The following is a 16942-nucleotide window of genomic DNA, read 5'->3' on the forward strand; positions in this document are numbered from 1 at the left end:
CCCCTGCAACCCGCCCCTGCTAAAGGCCGCCGCATGACCACCCCGCTCGACCACATCCGCAATTTCTCCATCGTCGCCCATATCGACCATGGCAAATCCACGCTTGCCGACCGGCTGATCCAGTCCACCGGCGGGCTGGAGCTGCGCGACATGAAGGAGCAGGTGCTGGACTCGATGGACATCGAGCGCGAGCGCGGCATCACCATCAAGGCGCAGACGGTGCGGCTGAAATACCGCGCCAACAATGGCGAGGACTATATCCTCAACCTGATCGACACGCCCGGCCATGTCGACTTCGCCTATGAAGTGTCGCGGTCGCTGGCCGCCTGCGAGGGCTCGCTGCTGGTCGTCGACGCCAGCCAGGGCGTCGAGGCGCAGACGCTGGCCAATGTCTACCAGGCCATCGACAACAACCACGAGATCGTCGTGGTGCTGAACAAGGTCGACCTGCCGGCCGCCGAGCCCGAGCGCATCCGCGAGCAGGTCGAGGAAGTGATCGGCATCGACGCCTCCAACGCCGTGCTGATCTCGGCCAAGACGGGCTTGGGCATTCCCGATGTGCTGGAAGCGATCGTCCACCAATTGCCGCCGCCGCGCGAGGGCGATGTCGCCGCCCCCTTGAAGGCGATGCTGGTCGACAGCTGGTACGACGCCTATCTCGGCGTCATCGTGCTGGTGCGCATCATCGACGGCGTGCTGAAGAAGGGCCAGACCATCCGCATGATGGGCACCGGCGCCAAATATCTGGTCGAGCGCACCGGCGTCTTCACCCCTGCCCGCATCAATGTCGACGAGCTCGGCCCCGGCGAGTTCGGCTTCTTCACCGGCTCGATCAAGGAAGTGGCCGACACCCGCGTCGGCGACACCATCACCGAGGACAGGCGCGCCACCGCGCAGGCCCTGCCCGGCTTCAAGCCGGCGCAGCCGGTGGTGTTCTGCGGCCTGTTCCCGGTCGACGCCGCCGATTTCGAGGATCTGCGCGCCGCGGTCGGCAAGCTGCGCCTCAACGACGCCTCCTTCTCCTATGAAATGGAAACCAGTGCCGCGCTCGGCTTCGGCTATCGCTGCGGCTTCCTTGGCCTGCTGCATCTCGAAATCATCCAGGAGCGGCTGGAGCGCGAGTTCAACCTCGACCTCATCGCCACCGCGCCCAGCGTCGTCTACCGCCTGGCTCTCAATGACGGCACGGTCAAGGAACTGCACAATCCGGCCGACATGCCCGATGTGGTGAAAATCTCGGCCATCGAGGAGCCGTGGATACGCGCCACCATTTTGACGCCCGACGACTATCTCGGCGGCATTCTAAAGCTCTGCCAGGACAGGCGCGGCATCCAGGCCGACCTGTCCTATGTCGGCAAGCGCGCCATGCTGACCTATGATCTGCCGCTCAACGAAGTGGTCTTCGATTTTTATGATCGCCTAAAATCGATCTCCAAGGGCTACGCCTCCTTCGACTATCATCTGACCGACTACAAGGAAGGCGACCTGGTGAAGATGTCGATCCTGGTCAACGAGGAGCCGGTCGACGCGCTGTCGATGCTGGTCCACCGCACGGCGGCGGAAAAGCGCGGCCGCCAGATGTGCGAGAAGCTGAAGGAGCTGATCCCGCACCATCTGTTCAAGATCCCGATCCAGGCCGCGATCGGCGGCAAGGTCATCGCCCGCGAGACCATCTCGGCGCTGCGCAAGGATGTCACCGCCAAGTGCTACGGCGGCGACGTCTCGCGCAAGCGCAAGCTGCTCGACAAGCAGAAAGAGGGCAAGAAGCGGATGCGCCAGTTCGGCAAGGTGGATATCCCGCAGGAGGCTTTTATCCAGGCCTTGAAGATGGGGGATTGAGAGCGGTGCACCTATTTAAAGTGCTTCTCATAAAGCTTCAGAGCGAGCTGTTTGTATTGACTCGAATGGTATTGTTTAAATGGGAACTTACCAAGGTCAGTCAGGCGGGCTTTATAGTAGTCAAAATCACCTGTCTTTCCGTTTTCAATAAGAAGTCGTAGACAAATCAGAAGGCTATTTATTGTAGTCGTGTTTAGCATTCGGCCGTCTATCGACTTATCTGTCGTCCACCTGTCCTTTTGGACAGAGGCTTTCGCCGCAGCAAGAAATATATCTATTTGCGAAGTGCAGAAAGTTACATATGCGTTAAGCGTCTCATAGTCATTGTCGGCAACCATATTACCTTTTTTTGGTTGCTTCCACAAAGAGAAAATCGAATCCGTGCCACCGGTCTTGACGAGTGATTTGAGTGCATAGCTTACGATCGAAGTTGTTTTTAGTTTGTCCTTGTCAAAGAAGTACCGCTCAATTTGCGAAGAAAGCGGTCCCCCACTTTGATCAAGGGACTCCAACACCCTAGTTGCAATAGACTCTGCCGAAAAGGGTTCCAGGATAGCCGCAATAGCCTGTCTAAGGCTGGACTTAGCGCTTGTTTGCGTCGAGTTAATCTCAAGAAAGAGCTTGGCCTCGAATTTTTCTCTTTCATCAGCATCAGCGGTTTCCGGATAGATAATTCCAGTCACCAGAAGGTTTGCTTGTTCCGTAGCTTGGCAATTTCTGGATCATCCGCAACCGCTTCATGGTAGGCGTATGTCCGGTGTTGACCGTCTATAATTCCGACTGAGTTAATTCGATCGGGGATCTGGATAATCACAGGTTCGGTTTTGTTTATGATAGTGTGATCAGCAGTCTTACCCTTGGCATCAGTAATATGGCAGTCAGGAGGAAGAGTGACGATTACGTTATTAACAAAAACCCTTTTGTGAGTCTTTAAATACCTTCTTGTCGAGTCAATCTTGGACTTAGAAATCATCCTCTGGTAGAGATTGTACGAACCGCGCCAGCCACCGTTCCTGAGCACTTATGCGCAACGTAGCAATACACGAGGGGCAGCGTAAAATGAGACGACTTTATAACCTTTGCTGAAGTTAGAGCTAGACTCAGGCAAAAGGGAACCAGGGTAACTCTCTGTCTTTTTCCCTCCGCCGACCTTTCCGTCCTGTCCTATGTCCTCCTCGTTCAATCCAAGAAAGTCAAGAAGTTCAGGGGCCGCCGATTTCCTAATGCAATCAGACAGGTTCTTAAAATACCTCAGGTCAGGGTAGTCAAGGTAGATGGGATTGGGGACATTTTGCTTCAGTTGAGGGTCGGGCTCATTGAGCGAGCAGTACACGATTACAACTTTAACCTCAGAGGCATCGTAGTCAGAAAGCAGTTTATCACTCAGATCGGCACTCAAGTCGGAGTAGAAGGCAGCAAATTTTTCATGAGAAGCGTCGATTTTGTCGTAAACGATCTTCTTCGGCTTGAGATGTGCGGAGATGTTCGTCGCAGTCGTGTACTCTAGGCAGACGAGTATGTTCTCCAAAACGTACACGTCGTCGAAGTCAGTTTTTTGGCCTTCATATATAAACTCCTTGTCGGAGAGGTCCGGCACCCGGGCGAAACTGCTTTTGCTAAAGACACTGCGGACCAGCTTCCGATGGTCCGACTTGGTCTTGTTCGCTTTCAGTTCTTCAGGTGTTAGCTTTGGTTTTGCCTTTGGCTTTGCCTTCTTCATCTGCCCCTCCCGGAGAAGTCGTGCGACCCAACCATTCTTTGGGGGGTGTCGCTACCTTCTCGCCCCTTTTTGGCTGTCTCACGGCTTTGCCTGCCGGTCGCAACTCGAGACTGCCGGACTCGTATTTCACGATACGATCTTGAGCGATCTGAACGTATTGTTCGCTCTGCTCAATACCGACCCCCACACGGCCGTGCTTGATCGCGGCGATTACGCTCGTTCCAGCGCCAACGAACGGATCCAGTACCTTATCTCCATGATCCGTCAGTGCCAGCACGCAGCGTTCCGCGAGTTCGCTTGGGAATTGGCAAGGATGAACGGTTTTTTCAGGGTGCTTTGCCTTGACGTTCGGGATATTCCAAACCGGATTTTGCAGGAACGCTTCTTGGGGCGAAAATTCCCAAAAATCTGAGGGATTTTTGCCAAGCGGATTGCCGCTCGGTTGATCAGCCTTGTCTGGGCGCTTGCTCCCGTGCCGTTTACCTGGGTACAGCTGAGGAACTCTGACCGGGTCAAGGTGAAATTTGTATTGATCGGATTTGGAGAACCATAGGAGCGTCTCATAACGCCCGGAGAAACGTTGCGTCGCATGAAGACCAAAATTGAAATGCCAGATTATGCGATTTCGTAATTTAAAACCCTGATCAACGAACATCTTGTAGAAAAAAGATCTAGCGGATAAACTTGTGAGTTGTTTACATAATTGCCAACTTGCCAACAAATACTACCGTCATCCCTGATTTTTTTGCAAAGTTTATTAACAATTGGCTTAAGCCACTCAAGGTATTCTTCAAGGCTTCGGCGCTTATCCCTCTCATACTCTTTACCTATATTGTATGGTGGAGAAGTAACCACTAACTGAAACGAATTGTCGTCCAGGTTATCCAATTCCGCCAGCGCGTCGCCATGAACTACCGATGACAGCCGTTGCGCGTCGCTAAAAGCAAAAATTCTTTGGTTCATTTGTCCTTCCAGCGACGAATCAGTGTCGGCAAATTGACACAAAGCATATCATGTGGCCACTTCCGCTGTTGCGATCAATCTTGTTTATTAACTGGGCCAATGAACGTCGGCTATCGTTTGCTTGCTGTCGGCCCAAAAGGCTCAGATATACGAGCGTAGTCCCGAGCGGACACTCGCCTTTGATTGGGTCCCCACCTTGGCGTATCCTTTCCCCGGCTTGGAGAGACGTCACATGCGCACCATTCTGGACACCGTCGCCGCGATTGGCCTCGCCATCGGCGGCGCTTTCGGCCTGGCCGGCACCTTCGTTTCGAGCGACGCACTCCGCGAAACGCTCTGGACCATCGACGGCGTGGCACTCGTGGTGGCGACCGCGCTGCTGACGATGAAGTACCAGCGGCTGGGCAATGATTGCGTTGCGGCCGGGTTCCTCGCCTTCGTCGCCGGCGAGAGCCTGCTGCTGTCAGGCAATGCGGCGGGGCTCGAGGCCAGCGTTCCCTCCTATGTCGGCGGCATCTCGCTCTGGGCGGCAGCCCTTATCCTGATCAGCGCGCCAAACACCTTTGCCCTGTGGATGCGGCTCACCGGCCTCATTGCCGCCATTCTGTTTGTCGTGTCGGCAAGCATGATCCTCTGGGGCGCGCCGCTGCTGCCCACCTCCGCGCCTTTGCCCGCCGCCGGCTATCCGTTCCTGGTGCTGACCTTCATCGGCTGGATCTGGACGCTGATGAAGCCCGAACGGTGAGCGGGAAAAAATGTCCACGCCGCTCGAACTCCGCAACAGCGTCACCGGCAAAATCTTTCCGGCGATCGGGCCGTTCATCATCGGCGCGATGTTCGGCGTCGGCGCGCTGCAGGGACTGGCGTCGGGCGCCGATGGCGGGCACGTGCTGGTCATCGCGCTGATGGCGGCGGCTTGCCTGGCGCTCGGCGCATCAATCGCGCGCGGCGCCTTCGACACTTCGGTCAAGGTCGTGCTGGACAGTCAAGGTTTCCGCGACCGCCGCGCCGGCGACGTGCTGGTGCCGTGGCACAAGGTGCGCAGCGTGCGCCTCACCTCCGGCAAGGGCTCGGCGATGCTTAATTTCGAGCTCACCGAGGAGCCGCCCGACGCAATCAAATACGCGCCGGCCAATGCGCTGAGCCGGATCCTGCCTTTCGGCAAGACCATCGTGCACATGGAGGTCTCCTCGCTCGATGTCCGTGGCGAGGACATGATCGACGCGATCCGGCGGTTCGCGCCGCATGTGGCGGTGACGCGGTAGGGTGGTGCGCTCTCCCTTCTCCCCTTGTGGGAGAAGGTGGCCGAGCGAAGCTCGGTCGGATGAGGCGTGTTCCGGCTTGGCGTAAATCTTTGTGCAGCCGATGCACGATGACAGCCCGCCAACGCCTCATTTCTTCCAACACCCCTCATCCGTCTCGGCGCTGCGCGCCGATCCACCTTCCCCCACAAGGGGGGAAGGGAAGAACCGTCCCGCCTGTGGCGATTACCCGCCGATCGTGCGAGCTTGCGTCTCCCTCCCCGGAACCCACCATCATGATTCGCCTCACCCTTCTTGCCCTGCTCCTCGCCACCCCGGCGCATGCCGCCGAGATGGCCTTCTTCGTCAAGAACCTGCGTAGCCAAGCGGTGGCGGTCGAGCTGTTCAGCCGCGACCGCGAGACGGTCTGGCCGGGCGGCGACAGCGTGTTCCTGATCCAGCCGGGCTCGCAGAAATCGGTGCCGATCTCCTGCAATTCGGGCGAAAACATCTGCTACGGCGCCTGGGTCAACGGCCAGGACAACATCTCCGCCGGCGTCGGCCCCGACAACGACCAGCTCTGCGACAATTGCTGCTTCATCTGCGTGGAGAAGACGACGGAGACGATTGACCTGGTGCCGTAGCGTAAGCTGCCAATCTCCCCCCTTGTGGGGGAGATGCCCGGCAGGGCAGAGGGGGGCGCTGTCCCGCCAACCTGTCAATCAATACGGCTGCGTCCTGCGGCGATTTTCGGCTGGTTGAACTCAGACGTGGCGATCCTTCGCGCCCCCCTCTGTCCTGCCGGACATCTCCCCCACAAGGGGGGAGATTGGCCGTCATCGCGGCCTTCGCCAAACTCGATCGTCGCAGTAGCCAAATCAGGATTGGATTACCCCAATCCTCGCTTCCTCGCCCCCACATCGCATGCGATGATTCACCCCTCGGCCGTGGGGGCCGATTCTCATTCCAGGGGGTTTTATGTGTTTCGCCTTTCCGCGCCGCATCGTCGTCGCGCTCTCGCTCGCGGCCCTGTTCGCGCCCGCCGCCCATGCCGGCGACGTCACCTTCGAGATCAAGAACAGCCATCCCAACGCCATGCGCCTCGAGCTCTACAGCCAGGACCGCGACTATGTCTGGCCGGGCGATGGCAAGGATTTCTATCTCGACGACGGCGAGACCAAGCAACTGCCGATCTCCTGCGAGGAGGGCGAATCGATCTGCTACGGCGCCTGGGTCGACGGCGACGAGGCGACCTATTGGGGCGTCGGCCCCAACAACAAGGAAAAGTGCGAAGACTGCTGCTACACCTGCAGCGGCGGCGAGACCGAGGAAATCGACCTGGTGGAGTAGGGCGCCAATCTCCGCCTTGAGGGGAGATGGCCGGGCAGGCCAATAATTCGCATAAGAGGGTGGAGTTTGTGGAGTAGACAGCGCTGCGGCCGAGACTGCCGATCTCCCCCCTCGTGGGGGAGATGTCCGGCAGGACAGAGGGGGGCGCCGTAGAGTGCCAACCTCAACAGCCACCGAGCATTGACAATGCCTCACACGCCATTGTCTCCAAGACACCGCGCAAACGCCAGGTCGATGCGCAAGGTCATGACATCAGCCGAATTGAAGCTCTGGAATGAGCTTCGCGCGCATCGGCTGATGGGGCTTGGCTTCCGGAGGCAAGTTCCGATCGCCGGGTACATTGTCGACTTCGCTTGCCCGGAGAAGAAACTCGTCGTCGAAGTTGACGGCTCCCAGCATACGGAGGCCGATGCCGTCGCCAGCGACGAAGTGAGGACAATGCGCTTGGGACAGGATGGCTGGACCGTCCTGCGCTTCTGGAACGACGATGTCATCCGCGACATCGACAATGTCTGTCAGCATATTGTGATTGCGGCTGGGCTCGGTGGAGGGTCTTGAGTGAATCGGCTGGCTGGGCTGCAGTCACCGCAAGGTCGGCGGGACAGCGCCCCCCTCTGGCCTGCCGGCCATCTCCCCCACGAGGGGGGAGATTACGCTTGCTTGGCCCAGCGCTCGCCGCTTTATCGGCCGGGCCGTATCGGCTAAGGGCTTCGCAGCAAGAACCCTCGCTGCCCGGACCGCCACCAGAAATGACCGCCAAGCCAAAACCCCTCCCTCTGTTCCTCGGCATCGATACCGGCGGCACCTACACCGATGCCGTGCTGTGGTCGGAAAGCGGCAGCCCGCGCGGCAAGGTGCTGGCCAAGGCCAAGGCGCTGACGACGCGGCATGACCTCGCGGTTGGCATTTCCGGCGCGGTCGACGCGGTACTGCAGAAGGCCGGCACCAATCCTGCGGCGATAAAACTGGTGTCGATGTCGACGACATTGGCCACCAATGCGCTGGTCGAGGGGCAGGGCGGCCGCGTGGCGCTGGTCATGATCGGCTTCTCCGAGACCGATCTTGCCCGCGACGGGCTGAAGACGGCTTTGGGCACCGACCCCGTGGTGTTCTGCCCCGGCGGCCACGATGTCCATGGCAATGCCGCCAAGCTCGATTTGTCCGGGTTGGAAGCGGCCCTCCCCGAGCTCGGCGGCTCGGTGTCGGGCTTTGCCGTCTGCGCCTACTTTGCCACCCGCAACCCGGCGCATGAGATCGCGGCCCGCGAGCTGATCCGCGAGAAGACCGGCCTGCCGGTCACCGCCAGCCACGAGCTGTCGGCAAAACTCGGCGGCCCGCGCCGGGCGCTGACGACGCTGCTCAACGCAAGGCTGATCTCGATGATCGACCGGCTGGTGGCGGCGACCGAAGGCTTTTTGGAGGCGCGCAAGATCGCGGCACCTTTGATGGTGGTGCGCGGCGATGGCGCGCTGGTCTCGGCGGCGTTCGCCCGCCAGCGGCCGATCGAGACCATTCTGTCCGGCCCGGCCGCCAGCCTTGTCGGCGCCCGCCACATGACCGGGCTCGACGACGCGGTCGTCTCCGACATTGGCGGCACCACCACCGACGTCGCCGTGCTCGATGGCGGCCGCCCCAGGCTCGATCCGGAAGGCGCCACCGTCGGCGGCTTCCGCACCATGGTCGAGGCGGTGGCGATGCGCACCTTCGGCCTCGGCGGCGATTCCGAAGTGGCGCTGGAGGACGGCGCGCTCAACCCAAAGATCCTGCTCGGGCCGCGCCGCCTGGTGCCATTGGCGCTGGCCGGCATGGTGCATGGCGAGGCGGTGACCGTCGAACTGGAACGCCAGCTGCGCGCGTCCAACCCCGGCCGCATGGATGGCCGCTTCGCGGTGCGCACCGGTGTGCCCGAGCGGCTGGCGGCGGGACTGACCGGCGCCGAGGCCAAGCTCTACGAACTGATTGGCGCCACCCCGCTGCCGCTCGACAGACTGCTCACCTCGAACGCCCAGAACGCCACGCTGAACCGGCTGGTGTCACGTGGGCTGGTGCATATTTCGGGCTTCACCCCGTCGGATGCCGCCCATGTGCTGGGCAAACAGGCCAATTGGAACGCCGCCCCGGCCCGTCTCGGTGCCGAGCTGTTCGCCCGCAAGCGCGACGGCAGGGGACAGGCAATCGCCGCCACGCCGGAGGCGATTTCCGAGCGCGTGCTGGTGACGCTGACCCGCTGGTCGGCCGAATACATTCTTGAAACCGCCTTTGCCGAGGATGGGCTGGATGGCGCCGCCACCGTGGCGCATGCGCTGGTGCAGCGCGCCGTCGATTCCCATCCCGGCATCGCCCGCCTCAGCGTCGCGCTCGACCGGCCGGTCATCGGCCTCGGCGCCTCGGCGCCGCTGCATTATGCCGGCCTGCCGCCGCTGGTTGGCAATGGCTGCGTGGTGCCCGACGATACCGACGTCGCCAACGCGCTCGGCGCCGTCGTCGGCCAGGTCCGCGTCTCGGCCGAGGCGCGCGTCAGCCAGCCGGTGGAAGGCCTGTTCCGCCTCGCATCGGGTGAAACCGTGCGCGACTTCACCGACGAGGCTTCCGCCGTGGCGGCGGCCGAGGCCGATGTGCGGTCCATCGCCGCCAAACGGGCGAAAGACGCCGGCACCGACAGCGCCGAAATCGAAGTCGCCACCGAATTCAGCGTCTCCACCGTCGAAAGCCAGCGCATGTTCATCGAAGCGCATGTTGTGGCGGTGGCGTCGGGACGGCCAAGGATTGCGGTGTAGCCCTTCTCCCCGTTCACGGGGAGAAGGTGCCCGAAGGGCGGATGAGGGGCAGCGCTAGCCGACGCAGTTTCACTGTATCGCCAGTCCACGTAACGCCGCGCCGCCCCTCATCTGGCTGCCGCCATCTTCTCCCCGTAAACGGGGAGAAGGACGCTCTCACCGCCGGCTTCGCCAACTTGCCTAAATGTTCCCCTTCATCTTAAGCCGAATTGACCCTTGACCCCCGACATGCCAAAGCCCCCAAGCTGGCCGACAGCCGGCCTAGCCTTTCATCTGGAGACGCCCTGATGACCGATCGCGTTGAGATCGCCGGATTGCGGATTGCCCGCGAGCTGCATGACTTCGTCGTCGACGAAGCGCTGCCCGGCACCGGCGTCGCCGCCGATGCGTTCTGGAACGGCTTTTCCGCCATCGTCCATGATCTCGCACCGAAGAACCGGGCGCTGCTGGCAAAGCGCGACGCCATGCAGGAGCAACTCGATGGCTGGTGCCGCGACAATGGCGCGCCGCTCGATATGGAAGCCTATAAGACTTTCCTGAAGGAGATCGGCTATCTCGTCCCTGAGGGACCCGCCTTCAGCGTCTCCACCGACAATGTCGATCCGGAGATCGCGGTGGTCGCCGGGCCGCAGCTGGTCGTGCCGGTGATGAATGCGCGCTATGCGCTCAACGCCGCCAATGCGCGCTGGGGGTCGCTCTATGATGCGCTCTACGGCACCGATGCCGTCCCCGAAACGGGCGGCGCGGAAAAAGGCAAGGGGTTCAACCCCGTGCGCGGCGCCAAGGTGGTTGCCTGGGCCAAGGACTTCCTCGACCAGTCGGTGCCACTCACCTCCGGCAAATGGGCCGGGGTCAACGGCCTGTCGGTGGCGAATGGCGCGCTGAAGCTCAGCGCCGGCGCCGGCGGCACCACGCTGGCCGATCCGAAACAGTTTGCCGGCTATCGCGGCGATGCCGCCACCCCCGAGGCCGTGCTGCTGGTCAAGAATGGCCTGCACATCGAGATCGCCATCGACCGCGCCAACCAGATCGGCCGCACCGACCCGGCGGGGATCGCCGACATCATCCTGGAATCGGCGCTGACCACCATCCAGGATTGCGAGGATTCGGTCGCGGCGGTGGATGCGGAGGACAAGGTCGTCGTCTACCGCAACTGGCTCGGCCTGATGAAGGGCGACCTCGCCGAAGAGATCAGCAAGGGCGGCAAGAGTTTTGTCCGCAAGCTCAATCCGGATCGCGGCTACACATCGCCGAATGGTGGCCAGCTTGCGCTGCCCGGCCGTTCGCTGATGCTGGTGCGCAATGTCGGCCACCTGATGACCAATCCGGCAATTCTCGACCGCGACGGCAACGAGGCGCCGGAGGGCATCATGGACGCGGCGCTGACGGCGCTGATTGCGCTGCACGATGTCGGGCCGAACGGACGGCGGATGAATTCCCGCGCCGGCTCGATGTATGTCGTGAAGCCCAAGATGCACGGGCCGGAGGAGGTCGCCTTCGCCGTCGAGATTTTCGATCGCGTCGAAGCGTTGCTCGGCATGGCCAGGAACACCATCAAGATGGGCATCATGGACGAGGAGCGGCGCACCACCGTCAACCTCAAGGAGGCGATCCGCACGGCAAAAGAGCGCGTGGTGTTCATCAACACCGGCTTCCTCGACCGCACCGGCGACGAGATCCACACTTCGATGGAAGCCGGCCCGATGATCCGCAAGGGCGACATGAAACAGGCCGCCTGGATCTCCGCCTATGAGGCCTGGAACGTCGACACCGGGCTGGAATGCGGCCTGGCCGGCCACGCCCAGATCGGCAAGGGCATGTGGGCGATGCCGGACCTGATGGCGGCGATGCTGGTCGAGAAGATCGCCCACCCGAAGGCCGGCGCCAACACCGCCTGGGTGCCGTCGCCGGCGGCGGCGACGCTGCACGCCACCCACTACCACAAGGTCGACGTGCACGCCGTCCAGGCGGAGCTGAAGAGCCGACCCAAGGCGAAGCTCGACGACATATTATCGGTGCCGGTGGCGGTGCGTCCGAACTGGACGCCGGACGAGATCCAGCGCGAGCTCGACAACAACGCGCAGGGCATTCTGGGTTATGTCGTGCGCTGGGTCGACCAGGGCGTCGGCTGCTCGAAAGTGCCAGATATCAACGACGTCGGACTGATGGAGGATCGCGCCACGCTGCGCATCTCCTCGCAGCACATGGCCAACTGGCTGCGCCACGATGTCTGCTCGAAGATCCAGGTCATGGATGCCCTGCAGCGCATGGCGGCCATCGTCGACCGGCAGAATGTCGGCGATCCGCTCTACCAGCCGATGGCGCCCGACTTCGACAACTCCATCGCCTTCCAGGCCGCCTGCGACCTGGTCTTCAAGGGCAGTGTCCAGCCCAACGGCTACACCGAGCCGGTGCTGCACGCGCGGCGGCTGGAGCTGAAGGCGCGGGGCTGAGAGCAAAACAAAGGCGGCGGGCCGATCGATCCGCCGTCCGCTGTTCAGGCAGCAGCTGTTCGATCAGTTCAGGCCGCCGCGCAGTTTCGCTGAGCCGCCTTACGCCGCTTGCGCCATCCGCTCCGACATCATGCGGTAGGAAATCGCCTCGGCCAGATGGATGCGGCCGACCGTCTCGCTGGCGTCGAGGTCGGCCAGTGTCCGCGCCACTTTCAGCACGCGGTGGTAGGCGCGCGCGGAAAAGCCGAGTTTTTCGCTGGCGTCCTTGAGTAGCGTCAGGCCGGCAGCATCCGGCACGGCGATCTCCTCGATGATCGATGGCGAGCAATGCGCGTTCGTGGTGGCGCTGGTGACGCGTAGCCGCTCGAAGCGCTCGCGCTGGATGGTGCGGGCGCGCGCCACGCGCAGTGCCACAGCCGCACTCTTCTCCGCCTTGTCGGGCCGGATCAAATCGCCGGCCGAAACCGCCGGCACCTCGATGCGGAGATCGATGCGGTCGAGCAGCGGGCCTGATATCCGCGCCTGGTAGTCGGTGCGGCAGCGCTCGCCGCGCAGGCAGCGATAGCCGGGCTCGCCGGCCATGCCGCAGCGGCACGGGTTCATCGCCGCGACCAGCTGGATGCGCGCCGGATAGGTAACGCGGTGGTTGGCGCGCGCGATCATGCAGTCGCCGGTCTCCAGCGGCTGGCGCAGCGCGTCGAGAGTCTGCGGCGTGAATTCGGGAAACTCGTCGAGGAACAGCACGCCGTGATGGGCAAGCGACACCTCACCGGGCCGCGCCCTCAGGCCGCCGCCCACCATCGCCGCCATCGAGGCCGAATGGTGCGGGGCGCGGAACGGCCGCCGGTCGGTCAGCTTGCCTTCGCCGAGCTCGCCGGCCACCGAGGCGATCATCGAGACTTCGAGCAATTCCTTGGGCGCCAGCGGCGGCAGGATCGACGGCAGCCTTTGCGCCAGCATCGATTTGCCCGAACCTGGCGGTCCGACCATCAAGAGATTGTGCCCGCCGGCCGCCGCCACCTCCAGCGCCCGCTTGGCGCTCTCCTGGCCCTTGATGTCGGCGAGGTCGGGCAGGTCGCGCGCCGAGGCGTGGATGCCGGCTTCCGGCCGCGACAGCACTTGCGTGCCGCGAAGATGATTGGCGATCGCAATCAGGCTGCGCGGTGCCAATATGTCGAAATCCTTGCCGGCCCAGGCCGCTTCCGGCCCGCAGGCGAACGGGCAGATCAGGCCCTTGCCTTCGGCATTGGCGCCGATCGCCGCCGGCAGCGCGCCGGCCACAGCGGCGATGGTGCCGTCGAGCGACAATTCGCCGAGCACCACATAGCCGGCCAGCATGTCGCCCGGAATGGCGCCAAGTGCGGCCATCAGGCCGAGTGCGATGGGGAGGTCGTAATGGCTGCCTTCCTTGGGCAGGTCGGCCGGCGCCAGATTGACCGTCACCTTCTTCGACGGCATTGACAGGCCGGAGGCATGGAGTGCCGCCTGCACCCGTTCGCGGCTTTCAGCCACCGCCTTATCGGCCAGGCCAACAATATGCATGTTGACCTTGCCCGGCGCGATCATCACCTGGACATCGACCGGCACGGCCTCGATGCCCTGGAAAGCAACCGTGCGAACCCGCGCCACCATCTTTTTCAACGCCCCCGGACCTGGCTCGCTCGAAGCCGGTGCAATCAGGCCGTGAGCGAGACCAGGCAAGACAAGCACAGATTTCTGGGTTAAGGCGATTATATATTTGACAGACCCAACGCGATATGCGATAACGAATCCAAGGAGTTATCGCTATGTCCGTTCTGTCCCGCCCCTACTTCCACGACGAAGCCGCCGCATTTGAGCATGTCGAGGGCATGTTGTGGCCGCAGGGTCCGGTTTGCCGTCATTGCGGTTCCATGGAAAATCACTACGCCTTGAAGGGCGGTCGCACGAAGGCTTCCAAGAAGAACCCGAACGGCGTCGAAATCATCGGCCTCTACAAGTGCTCTGACTGCCGCAAGAAGTTCACGGTCCGCATGGGCACGATCTTTGAGGAAAGCCATCTGCCGCTGCACAAGTGGTTGCAGGCTATCCACCTCATGTGCTCGTCAAAGAAGGGTATCAGTGCCCACCAGATGCACCGCGTCTTGGAAGTCACCTACAAGACCGCTTGGTTCCTGTGCCATCGCATTCGCGAAGCCATGCGTTCGGATGACTTCACGCCCGTGGGCGGCGCTGGCAAGTTCGTGGAAGTGGACGAAACTTACATTGGCCGTCTGGCTGGCGTTCCGGTCACTCAGGGTGCGCAGCACAAGAACATGGTCCTTACGCTTGTCGAGCGCGGCGGCATTGCCCGCTCGTTCCATATCGACACCGCCACGGTTGCCCGCGTCCTGCCCATCGTGAACGCCAACATTCACAAGGAAAGCGTCTTCCTGTCGGACGAGGCCCGCGTTTATCAGAACATTGGCCCCGAGTTCGCGGCGCACGGCACCGTCAATCATGGTGACGGCGAATATGGTCGCGGCGTCGTCCACACCAACACGGTTGAAGGCTTCTATTCGATTTTCAAGCGCGGCATGAAGGGCGTCTATCAGCATTGCGCGGAACACCATCTGCACCGCTATCTGGCCGAGTTCGATTTCCGCTATTCGAACCGTTCGGCCATGGGCATTGAGGATAACGTTCGCTCGCTGATCGCCTTGAAGGGTTCCAAAGGCAAGCGCCTCACCTATCGGGGGCCTAGTTTCAGCGAAGTATGAACATTATCGGAAGCCAGTGCAGTTAAAGCTACCGCTATGGAAGTACGAAAAACGAAAAAGGCGGCGGTAAAAGGATCATTTCGGCGCCGGAATGAACAATCAAGTGACACCACCTTGATTCGGTTGACGAACTGAATCATATTGGACATGCGGTTGGCACCCAATGACAAGCGCCCCGGGGCGCTCCTCTAAACAAGGTAGTTGGGAGTGCGGCCGCAATTTTCTTGCTCAATAGTAGTGCGTCTTACCGTGCTTCCATAGGTCGAATTCGTAGGTGATTTTGTCACTAATGAGTTCGTAGGACCGAGTGTCCTTGCCGTCCGATTCCCATTTCCGTTGAATGGCCCAAGTGCAGTAATCGGCTATCTGCAAACATGGATCTGTGTTGGCAGGCCAGAATGCAACACGCCAGCTATCGCTCCGGATTTTCTGCTTCACTACGTCTCTTACAGAGTCCTCGAACGCGATGCGCTTTTTCTTGGTTCCGATAGAGGCAACGGTGATCATGATTTCGTTAGCCGCCTTAAGATAGGCATCGGACGAATTCTGAAAATGGAAATGCCAACCGATCTTGTAAAATCGATCTTCTGTAACCCTCACCTTGGGCATGGCTTTGGACTTTTCCATGATGGTGGCTTGGATGGTGAACTTCTCCTTCGCCAGGACATCAAAGACGGCGTTGCGCACCTCCTGCCGATCGGTCGTGGCGTGAAAGTAGTCGCCTAGCGGCGCACCTTGCCAAGCTAGATCACGCCTCAACTCCTGAAGTTTGATGCCTATGTTGCAATCAGGTAGGATGGCCGTGCAGACGATATAATAGCGGCTGATATTTTGCCCCTTCGAGAAATTGAAACAGCCAGCTTCATCAGCGAACAGAAAGATTCGACTCATGCCAAACAAAGAAGCAGCACAGATCGAAAAGTTCAAGCAAGCCGCGCGCGAACTGAAAACAGACCAGTCCGAAGAGCACTTCGACGCGATGTTGAAAAAGATCGCGCATGCCAAGCATGCACCACATGACGAAGCGGTTGAGCGCGCCGGCAAAGGCGCTGTGGTAAGACCGAAGAAACGCTAGCGCCCGCAAGGCTGGGTGGCGGAAATCTAGGGTCTAGCCATCCTCCACACTGCTGAAGTTCAATTGGAGCGGCGGCGTCTTCGGGCCGAGAGCAGCACGGCGCAACTCGTAGGCCACGCCGCCAGCTTCCAATGCGGCTATTACGGACAGTTCGTCGGTAGATGGTTGTGAATCGACCGTTCTGGAAAATAGAACCAAGCCACTTGCCGGCGGGTTGGTAACCCCCCAAGCCGTTCCAGTATCTACCGTCCAGCGCTGCTGTTTGAAGAATTTGGTCAATTGGGCTTGGACCTTGGCGGTTTCGATGCTGTCCATATCTCTGGAGATTTGTATCTTGCCGGGCGTGCGATTTCTGAGGGCCGTTTCCATTCTGGTAAGCTGATCCAGACTGAACAATCTCGGATCGTGAGTGAGTTCATCGACCCGTCGTTCAAGCTTGGCAATCCTTTGGTGGGCCTCATCTGGCGTTGCACCGTCGAGTTTGCGCTCATATTCGGCAATGCGATCGTCGCGAAGTGCCAAACGGCTTTCAAGGTTTGTGACCACACCGTTTTGCCAGAAGCGACCAAAAAGCAGGCCGCCACCGCCAAATAGGACAATCAGACCCACAAACACCCATGGTGTCTGCGAAATCACAGCCCAGTTATCCTTGATGAACTGAAGCGTATCCCCCATGCGCGATTCATATCAGCGCTCCCCAGATTCGCCAATGGGTCTGTCAAATATACAATCCCCCTGGGTTAATCAAGAACATTACAGGAACATACAGTCGTTGTCGTCTTCCGA

The 16942-nt window shown here is 60.7% G+C and carries 17 protein-coding genes; 10 read left to right on the forward strand and 7 right to left on the reverse strand.

Going from position 1 to position 16942, the window contains the following annotated elements; translation table 11 throughout:
- The first annotated feature begins 33 nt into the window (after positions 1 to 33).
- Positions 34 to 1839 carry a translation elongation factor 4 gene (lepA, locus tag AC04SI_RS26470; RefSeq protein WP_192179409.1) on the forward strand — a complete coding sequence of 602 codons (1806 nt, stop codon included), beginning with the start codon at positions 34 to 36 and terminating at the stop codon, positions 1837 to 1839.
- A gap of 11 nt (positions 1840 to 1850) precedes the next feature.
- Here the strand turns inward: lepA and AC04SI_RS26475 are convergent, their stop codons facing one another.
- The 4 genes from AC04SI_RS26475 to AC04SI_RS26490 all read right to left on the reverse strand — a co-directional run bounded on the left by AC04SI_RS26475 (position 1851) and on the right by AC04SI_RS26490 (position 4522).
- Complete coding sequence (locus tag AC04SI_RS26475; protein ID WP_488475209.1) at positions 1851 to 2522, reverse strand: ParB N-terminal domain-containing protein; 672 nt, start codon at positions 2520 to 2522, stop codon at positions 1851 to 1853.
- A 338-nt stretch (positions 2523 to 2860) separates the two neighbouring features.
- Positions 2861 to 3559 carry a hypothetical protein gene (locus AC04SI_RS26480; RefSeq protein ID WP_488475210.1) on the reverse strand — a complete coding sequence of 233 codons (699 nt, stop codon included), beginning with the start codon at positions 3557 to 3559 and terminating at the stop codon, positions 2861 to 2863.
- Entirely contained in the window at positions 3516 to 4214 is a 699-nt protein-coding gene (locus AC04SI_RS26485) for a DNA-methyltransferase (protein WP_488475211.1), read from the reverse strand. The genes AC04SI_RS26480 and AC04SI_RS26485 overlap by 44 nt, the downstream gene beginning before the upstream one ends.
- Positions 4175 to 4522, reverse strand: coding sequence for a DNA methyltransferase (locus tag AC04SI_RS26490; protein ID WP_488475212.1), 348 nt, complete (start codon positions 4520 to 4522; stop codon positions 4175 to 4177). The genes AC04SI_RS26485 and AC04SI_RS26490 overlap by 40 nt, the downstream gene beginning before the upstream one ends.
- A gap of 232 nt (positions 4523 to 4754) precedes the next feature.
- Here AC04SI_RS26490 and AC04SI_RS26495 point away from each other — a divergent pair, with 232 nt between their 5' ends.
- The 7 genes from AC04SI_RS26495 to AC04SI_RS26525 all read left to right on the forward strand — a co-directional run bounded on the left by AC04SI_RS26495 (position 4755) and on the right by AC04SI_RS26525 (position 12343).
- Positions 4755 to 5267, forward strand: a complete 513-nt coding sequence (locus AC04SI_RS26495) for a hypothetical protein (protein WP_404282047.1) — start codon at positions 4755 to 4757, stop codon at positions 5265 to 5267.
- Between the two features lie 10 nt (positions 5268 to 5277).
- Positions 5278 to 5787 carry a hypothetical protein gene (locus AC04SI_RS26500; protein WP_404282049.1) on the forward strand — a complete coding sequence of 170 codons (510 nt, stop codon included), beginning with the start codon at positions 5278 to 5280 and terminating at the stop codon, positions 5785 to 5787.
- Positions 5788 to 6059: 272 nt separating this feature from the next.
- Entirely contained in the window at positions 6060 to 6407 is a 348-nt protein-coding gene (locus AC04SI_RS26505) for a hypothetical protein (RefSeq protein WP_404282050.1), read from the forward strand.
- A 334-nt stretch (positions 6408 to 6741) separates the two neighbouring features.
- Positions 6742 to 7113, forward strand: a complete 372-nt coding sequence (locus AC04SI_RS26510; RefSeq protein WP_404282052.1) for a hypothetical protein — start codon at positions 6742 to 6744, stop codon at positions 7111 to 7113.
- 186 nt (positions 7114 to 7299) lie between these two features.
- Positions 7300 to 7671 (forward strand): endonuclease domain-containing protein, encoded by a 372-nt coding sequence (locus tag AC04SI_RS26515; RefSeq protein WP_488475213.1) that lies wholly within the window; start codon positions 7300 to 7302, stop codon positions 7669 to 7671.
- A gap of 191 nt (positions 7672 to 7862) precedes the next feature.
- Positions 7863 to 9890 (forward strand): hydantoinase/oxoprolinase N-terminal domain-containing protein, encoded by a 2028-nt coding sequence (locus AC04SI_RS26520; protein ID WP_404282056.1) that lies wholly within the window; start codon positions 7863 to 7865, stop codon positions 9888 to 9890.
- 287 nt (positions 9891 to 10177) lie between these two features.
- Positions 10178 to 12343, forward strand: a complete 2166-nt coding sequence (locus AC04SI_RS26525) for a malate synthase G (RefSeq protein WP_404282057.1) — start codon at positions 10178 to 10180, stop codon at positions 12341 to 12343.
- A 99-nt stretch (positions 12344 to 12442) separates the two neighbouring features.
- Here the strand turns inward: AC04SI_RS26525 and AC04SI_RS26530 are convergent, their stop codons facing one another.
- Positions 12443 to 13975 carry a YifB family Mg chelatase-like AAA ATPase gene (locus AC04SI_RS26530; protein WP_488475214.1) on the reverse strand — a complete coding sequence of 511 codons (1533 nt, stop codon included), beginning with the start codon at positions 13973 to 13975 and terminating at the stop codon, positions 12443 to 12445.
- A gap of 155 nt (positions 13976 to 14130) precedes the next feature.
- Between AC04SI_RS26530 and AC04SI_RS26535 the strand changes: the two genes are divergently transcribed.
- Complete coding sequence (locus AC04SI_RS26535; RefSeq protein WP_488475215.1) at positions 14131 to 15081, forward strand: IS1595 family transposase; 951 nt, start codon at positions 14131 to 14133, stop codon at positions 15079 to 15081.
- Positions 15082 to 15309: 228 nt separating this feature from the next.
- On the opposite strand, the gene AC04SI_RS26540 is transcribed toward AC04SI_RS26535, so the two are convergent.
- Positions 15310 to 15972 carry a DUF3800 domain-containing protein gene (locus tag AC04SI_RS26540; RefSeq protein ID WP_488475216.1) on the reverse strand — a complete coding sequence of 221 codons (663 nt, stop codon included), beginning with the start codon at positions 15970 to 15972 and terminating at the stop codon, positions 15310 to 15312.
- On the opposite strand from AC04SI_RS26540, the gene AC04SI_RS26545 reads away from it, so the two are divergent.
- On the forward strand, positions 15971 to 16156 hold the full coding sequence (locus tag AC04SI_RS26545; protein ID WP_488475217.1) for a hypothetical protein: 186 nt from the start codon (positions 15971 to 15973) through the stop codon (positions 16154 to 16156). The genes AC04SI_RS26540 and AC04SI_RS26545 overlap by 2 nt on opposite strands.
- A 33-nt stretch (positions 16157 to 16189) precedes the next feature.
- On the opposite strand, the gene AC04SI_RS26550 is transcribed toward AC04SI_RS26545, so the two are convergent.
- Positions 16190 to 16831 carry a hypothetical protein gene (locus tag AC04SI_RS26550; protein ID WP_488475218.1) on the reverse strand — a complete coding sequence of 214 codons (642 nt, stop codon included), beginning with the start codon at positions 16829 to 16831 and terminating at the stop codon, positions 16190 to 16192.
- Positions 16832 to 16942: the final 111 nt, after the last annotated feature.

Source organism: Mesorhizobium sp. CNPSo 4689 (assembly GCF_057784325.1).

Excerpts from the sequence above, each read along its gene's own strand:
- lepA (WP_192179409.1), top strand. The coding sequence starts at position 34 with ATGACCACCCCGCTCGACCACATCCGCAATTTCTCCATCGTCGCCCAT.
- AC04SI_RS26480 (WP_488475210.1), bottom strand. The coding sequence starts at position 3,559 with ATGAAGAAGGCAAAGCCAAAGGCAAAACCAAAGCTAACACCTGAAGAA.
- AC04SI_RS26485 (WP_488475211.1), bottom strand. The coding sequence starts at position 4,214 with ATGTTCGTTGATCAGGGTTTTAAATTACGAAATCGCATAATCTGGCAT.
- AC04SI_RS26490 (WP_488475212.1), bottom strand. The coding sequence starts at position 4,522 with ATGAACCAAAGAATTTTTGCTTTTAGCGACGCGCAACGGCTGTCATCG.
- AC04SI_RS26495 (WP_404282047.1), top strand. The coding sequence starts at position 4,755 with ATGCGCACCATTCTGGACACCGTCGCCGCGATTGGCCTCGCCATCGGC.
- AC04SI_RS26500 (WP_404282049.1), top strand. The coding sequence starts at position 5,278 with ATGTCCACGCCGCTCGAACTCCGCAACAGCGTCACCGGCAAAATCTTT.
- AC04SI_RS26505 (WP_404282050.1), top strand. The coding sequence starts at position 6,060 with ATGATTCGCCTCACCCTTCTTGCCCTGCTCCTCGCCACCCCGGCGCAT.
- AC04SI_RS26510 (WP_404282052.1), top strand. The coding sequence starts at position 6,742 with ATGTGTTTCGCCTTTCCGCGCCGCATCGTCGTCGCGCTCTCGCTCGCG.
- AC04SI_RS26515 (WP_488475213.1), top strand. The coding sequence starts at position 7,300 with ATGCCTCACACGCCATTGTCTCCAAGACACCGCGCAAACGCCAGGTCG.
- AC04SI_RS26520 (WP_404282056.1), top strand. The coding sequence starts at position 7,863 with ATGACCGCCAAGCCAAAACCCCTCCCTCTGTTCCTCGGCATCGATACC.
- AC04SI_RS26525 (WP_404282057.1), top strand. The coding sequence starts at position 10,178 with ATGACCGATCGCGTTGAGATCGCCGGATTGCGGATTGCCCGCGAGCTG.
- AC04SI_RS26530 (WP_488475214.1), bottom strand. The coding sequence starts at position 13,975 with ATGGTGGCGCGGGTTCGCACGGTTGCTTTCCAGGGCATCGAGGCCGTG.
- AC04SI_RS26535 (WP_488475215.1), top strand. The coding sequence starts at position 14,131 with ATGTCCGTTCTGTCCCGCCCCTACTTCCACGACGAAGCCGCCGCATTT.
- AC04SI_RS26545 (WP_488475217.1), top strand. The coding sequence starts at position 15,971 with ATGCCAAACAAAGAAGCAGCACAGATCGAAAAGTTCAAGCAAGCCGCG.
- AC04SI_RS26540 (WP_488475216.1), bottom strand. The coding sequence starts at position 15,972 with ATGAGTCGAATCTTTCTGTTCGCTGATGAAGCTGGCTGTTTCAATTTC.
- AC04SI_RS26550 (WP_488475218.1), bottom strand. The coding sequence starts at position 16,831 with ATGGGGGATACGCTTCAGTTCATCAAGGATAACTGGGCTGTGATTTCG.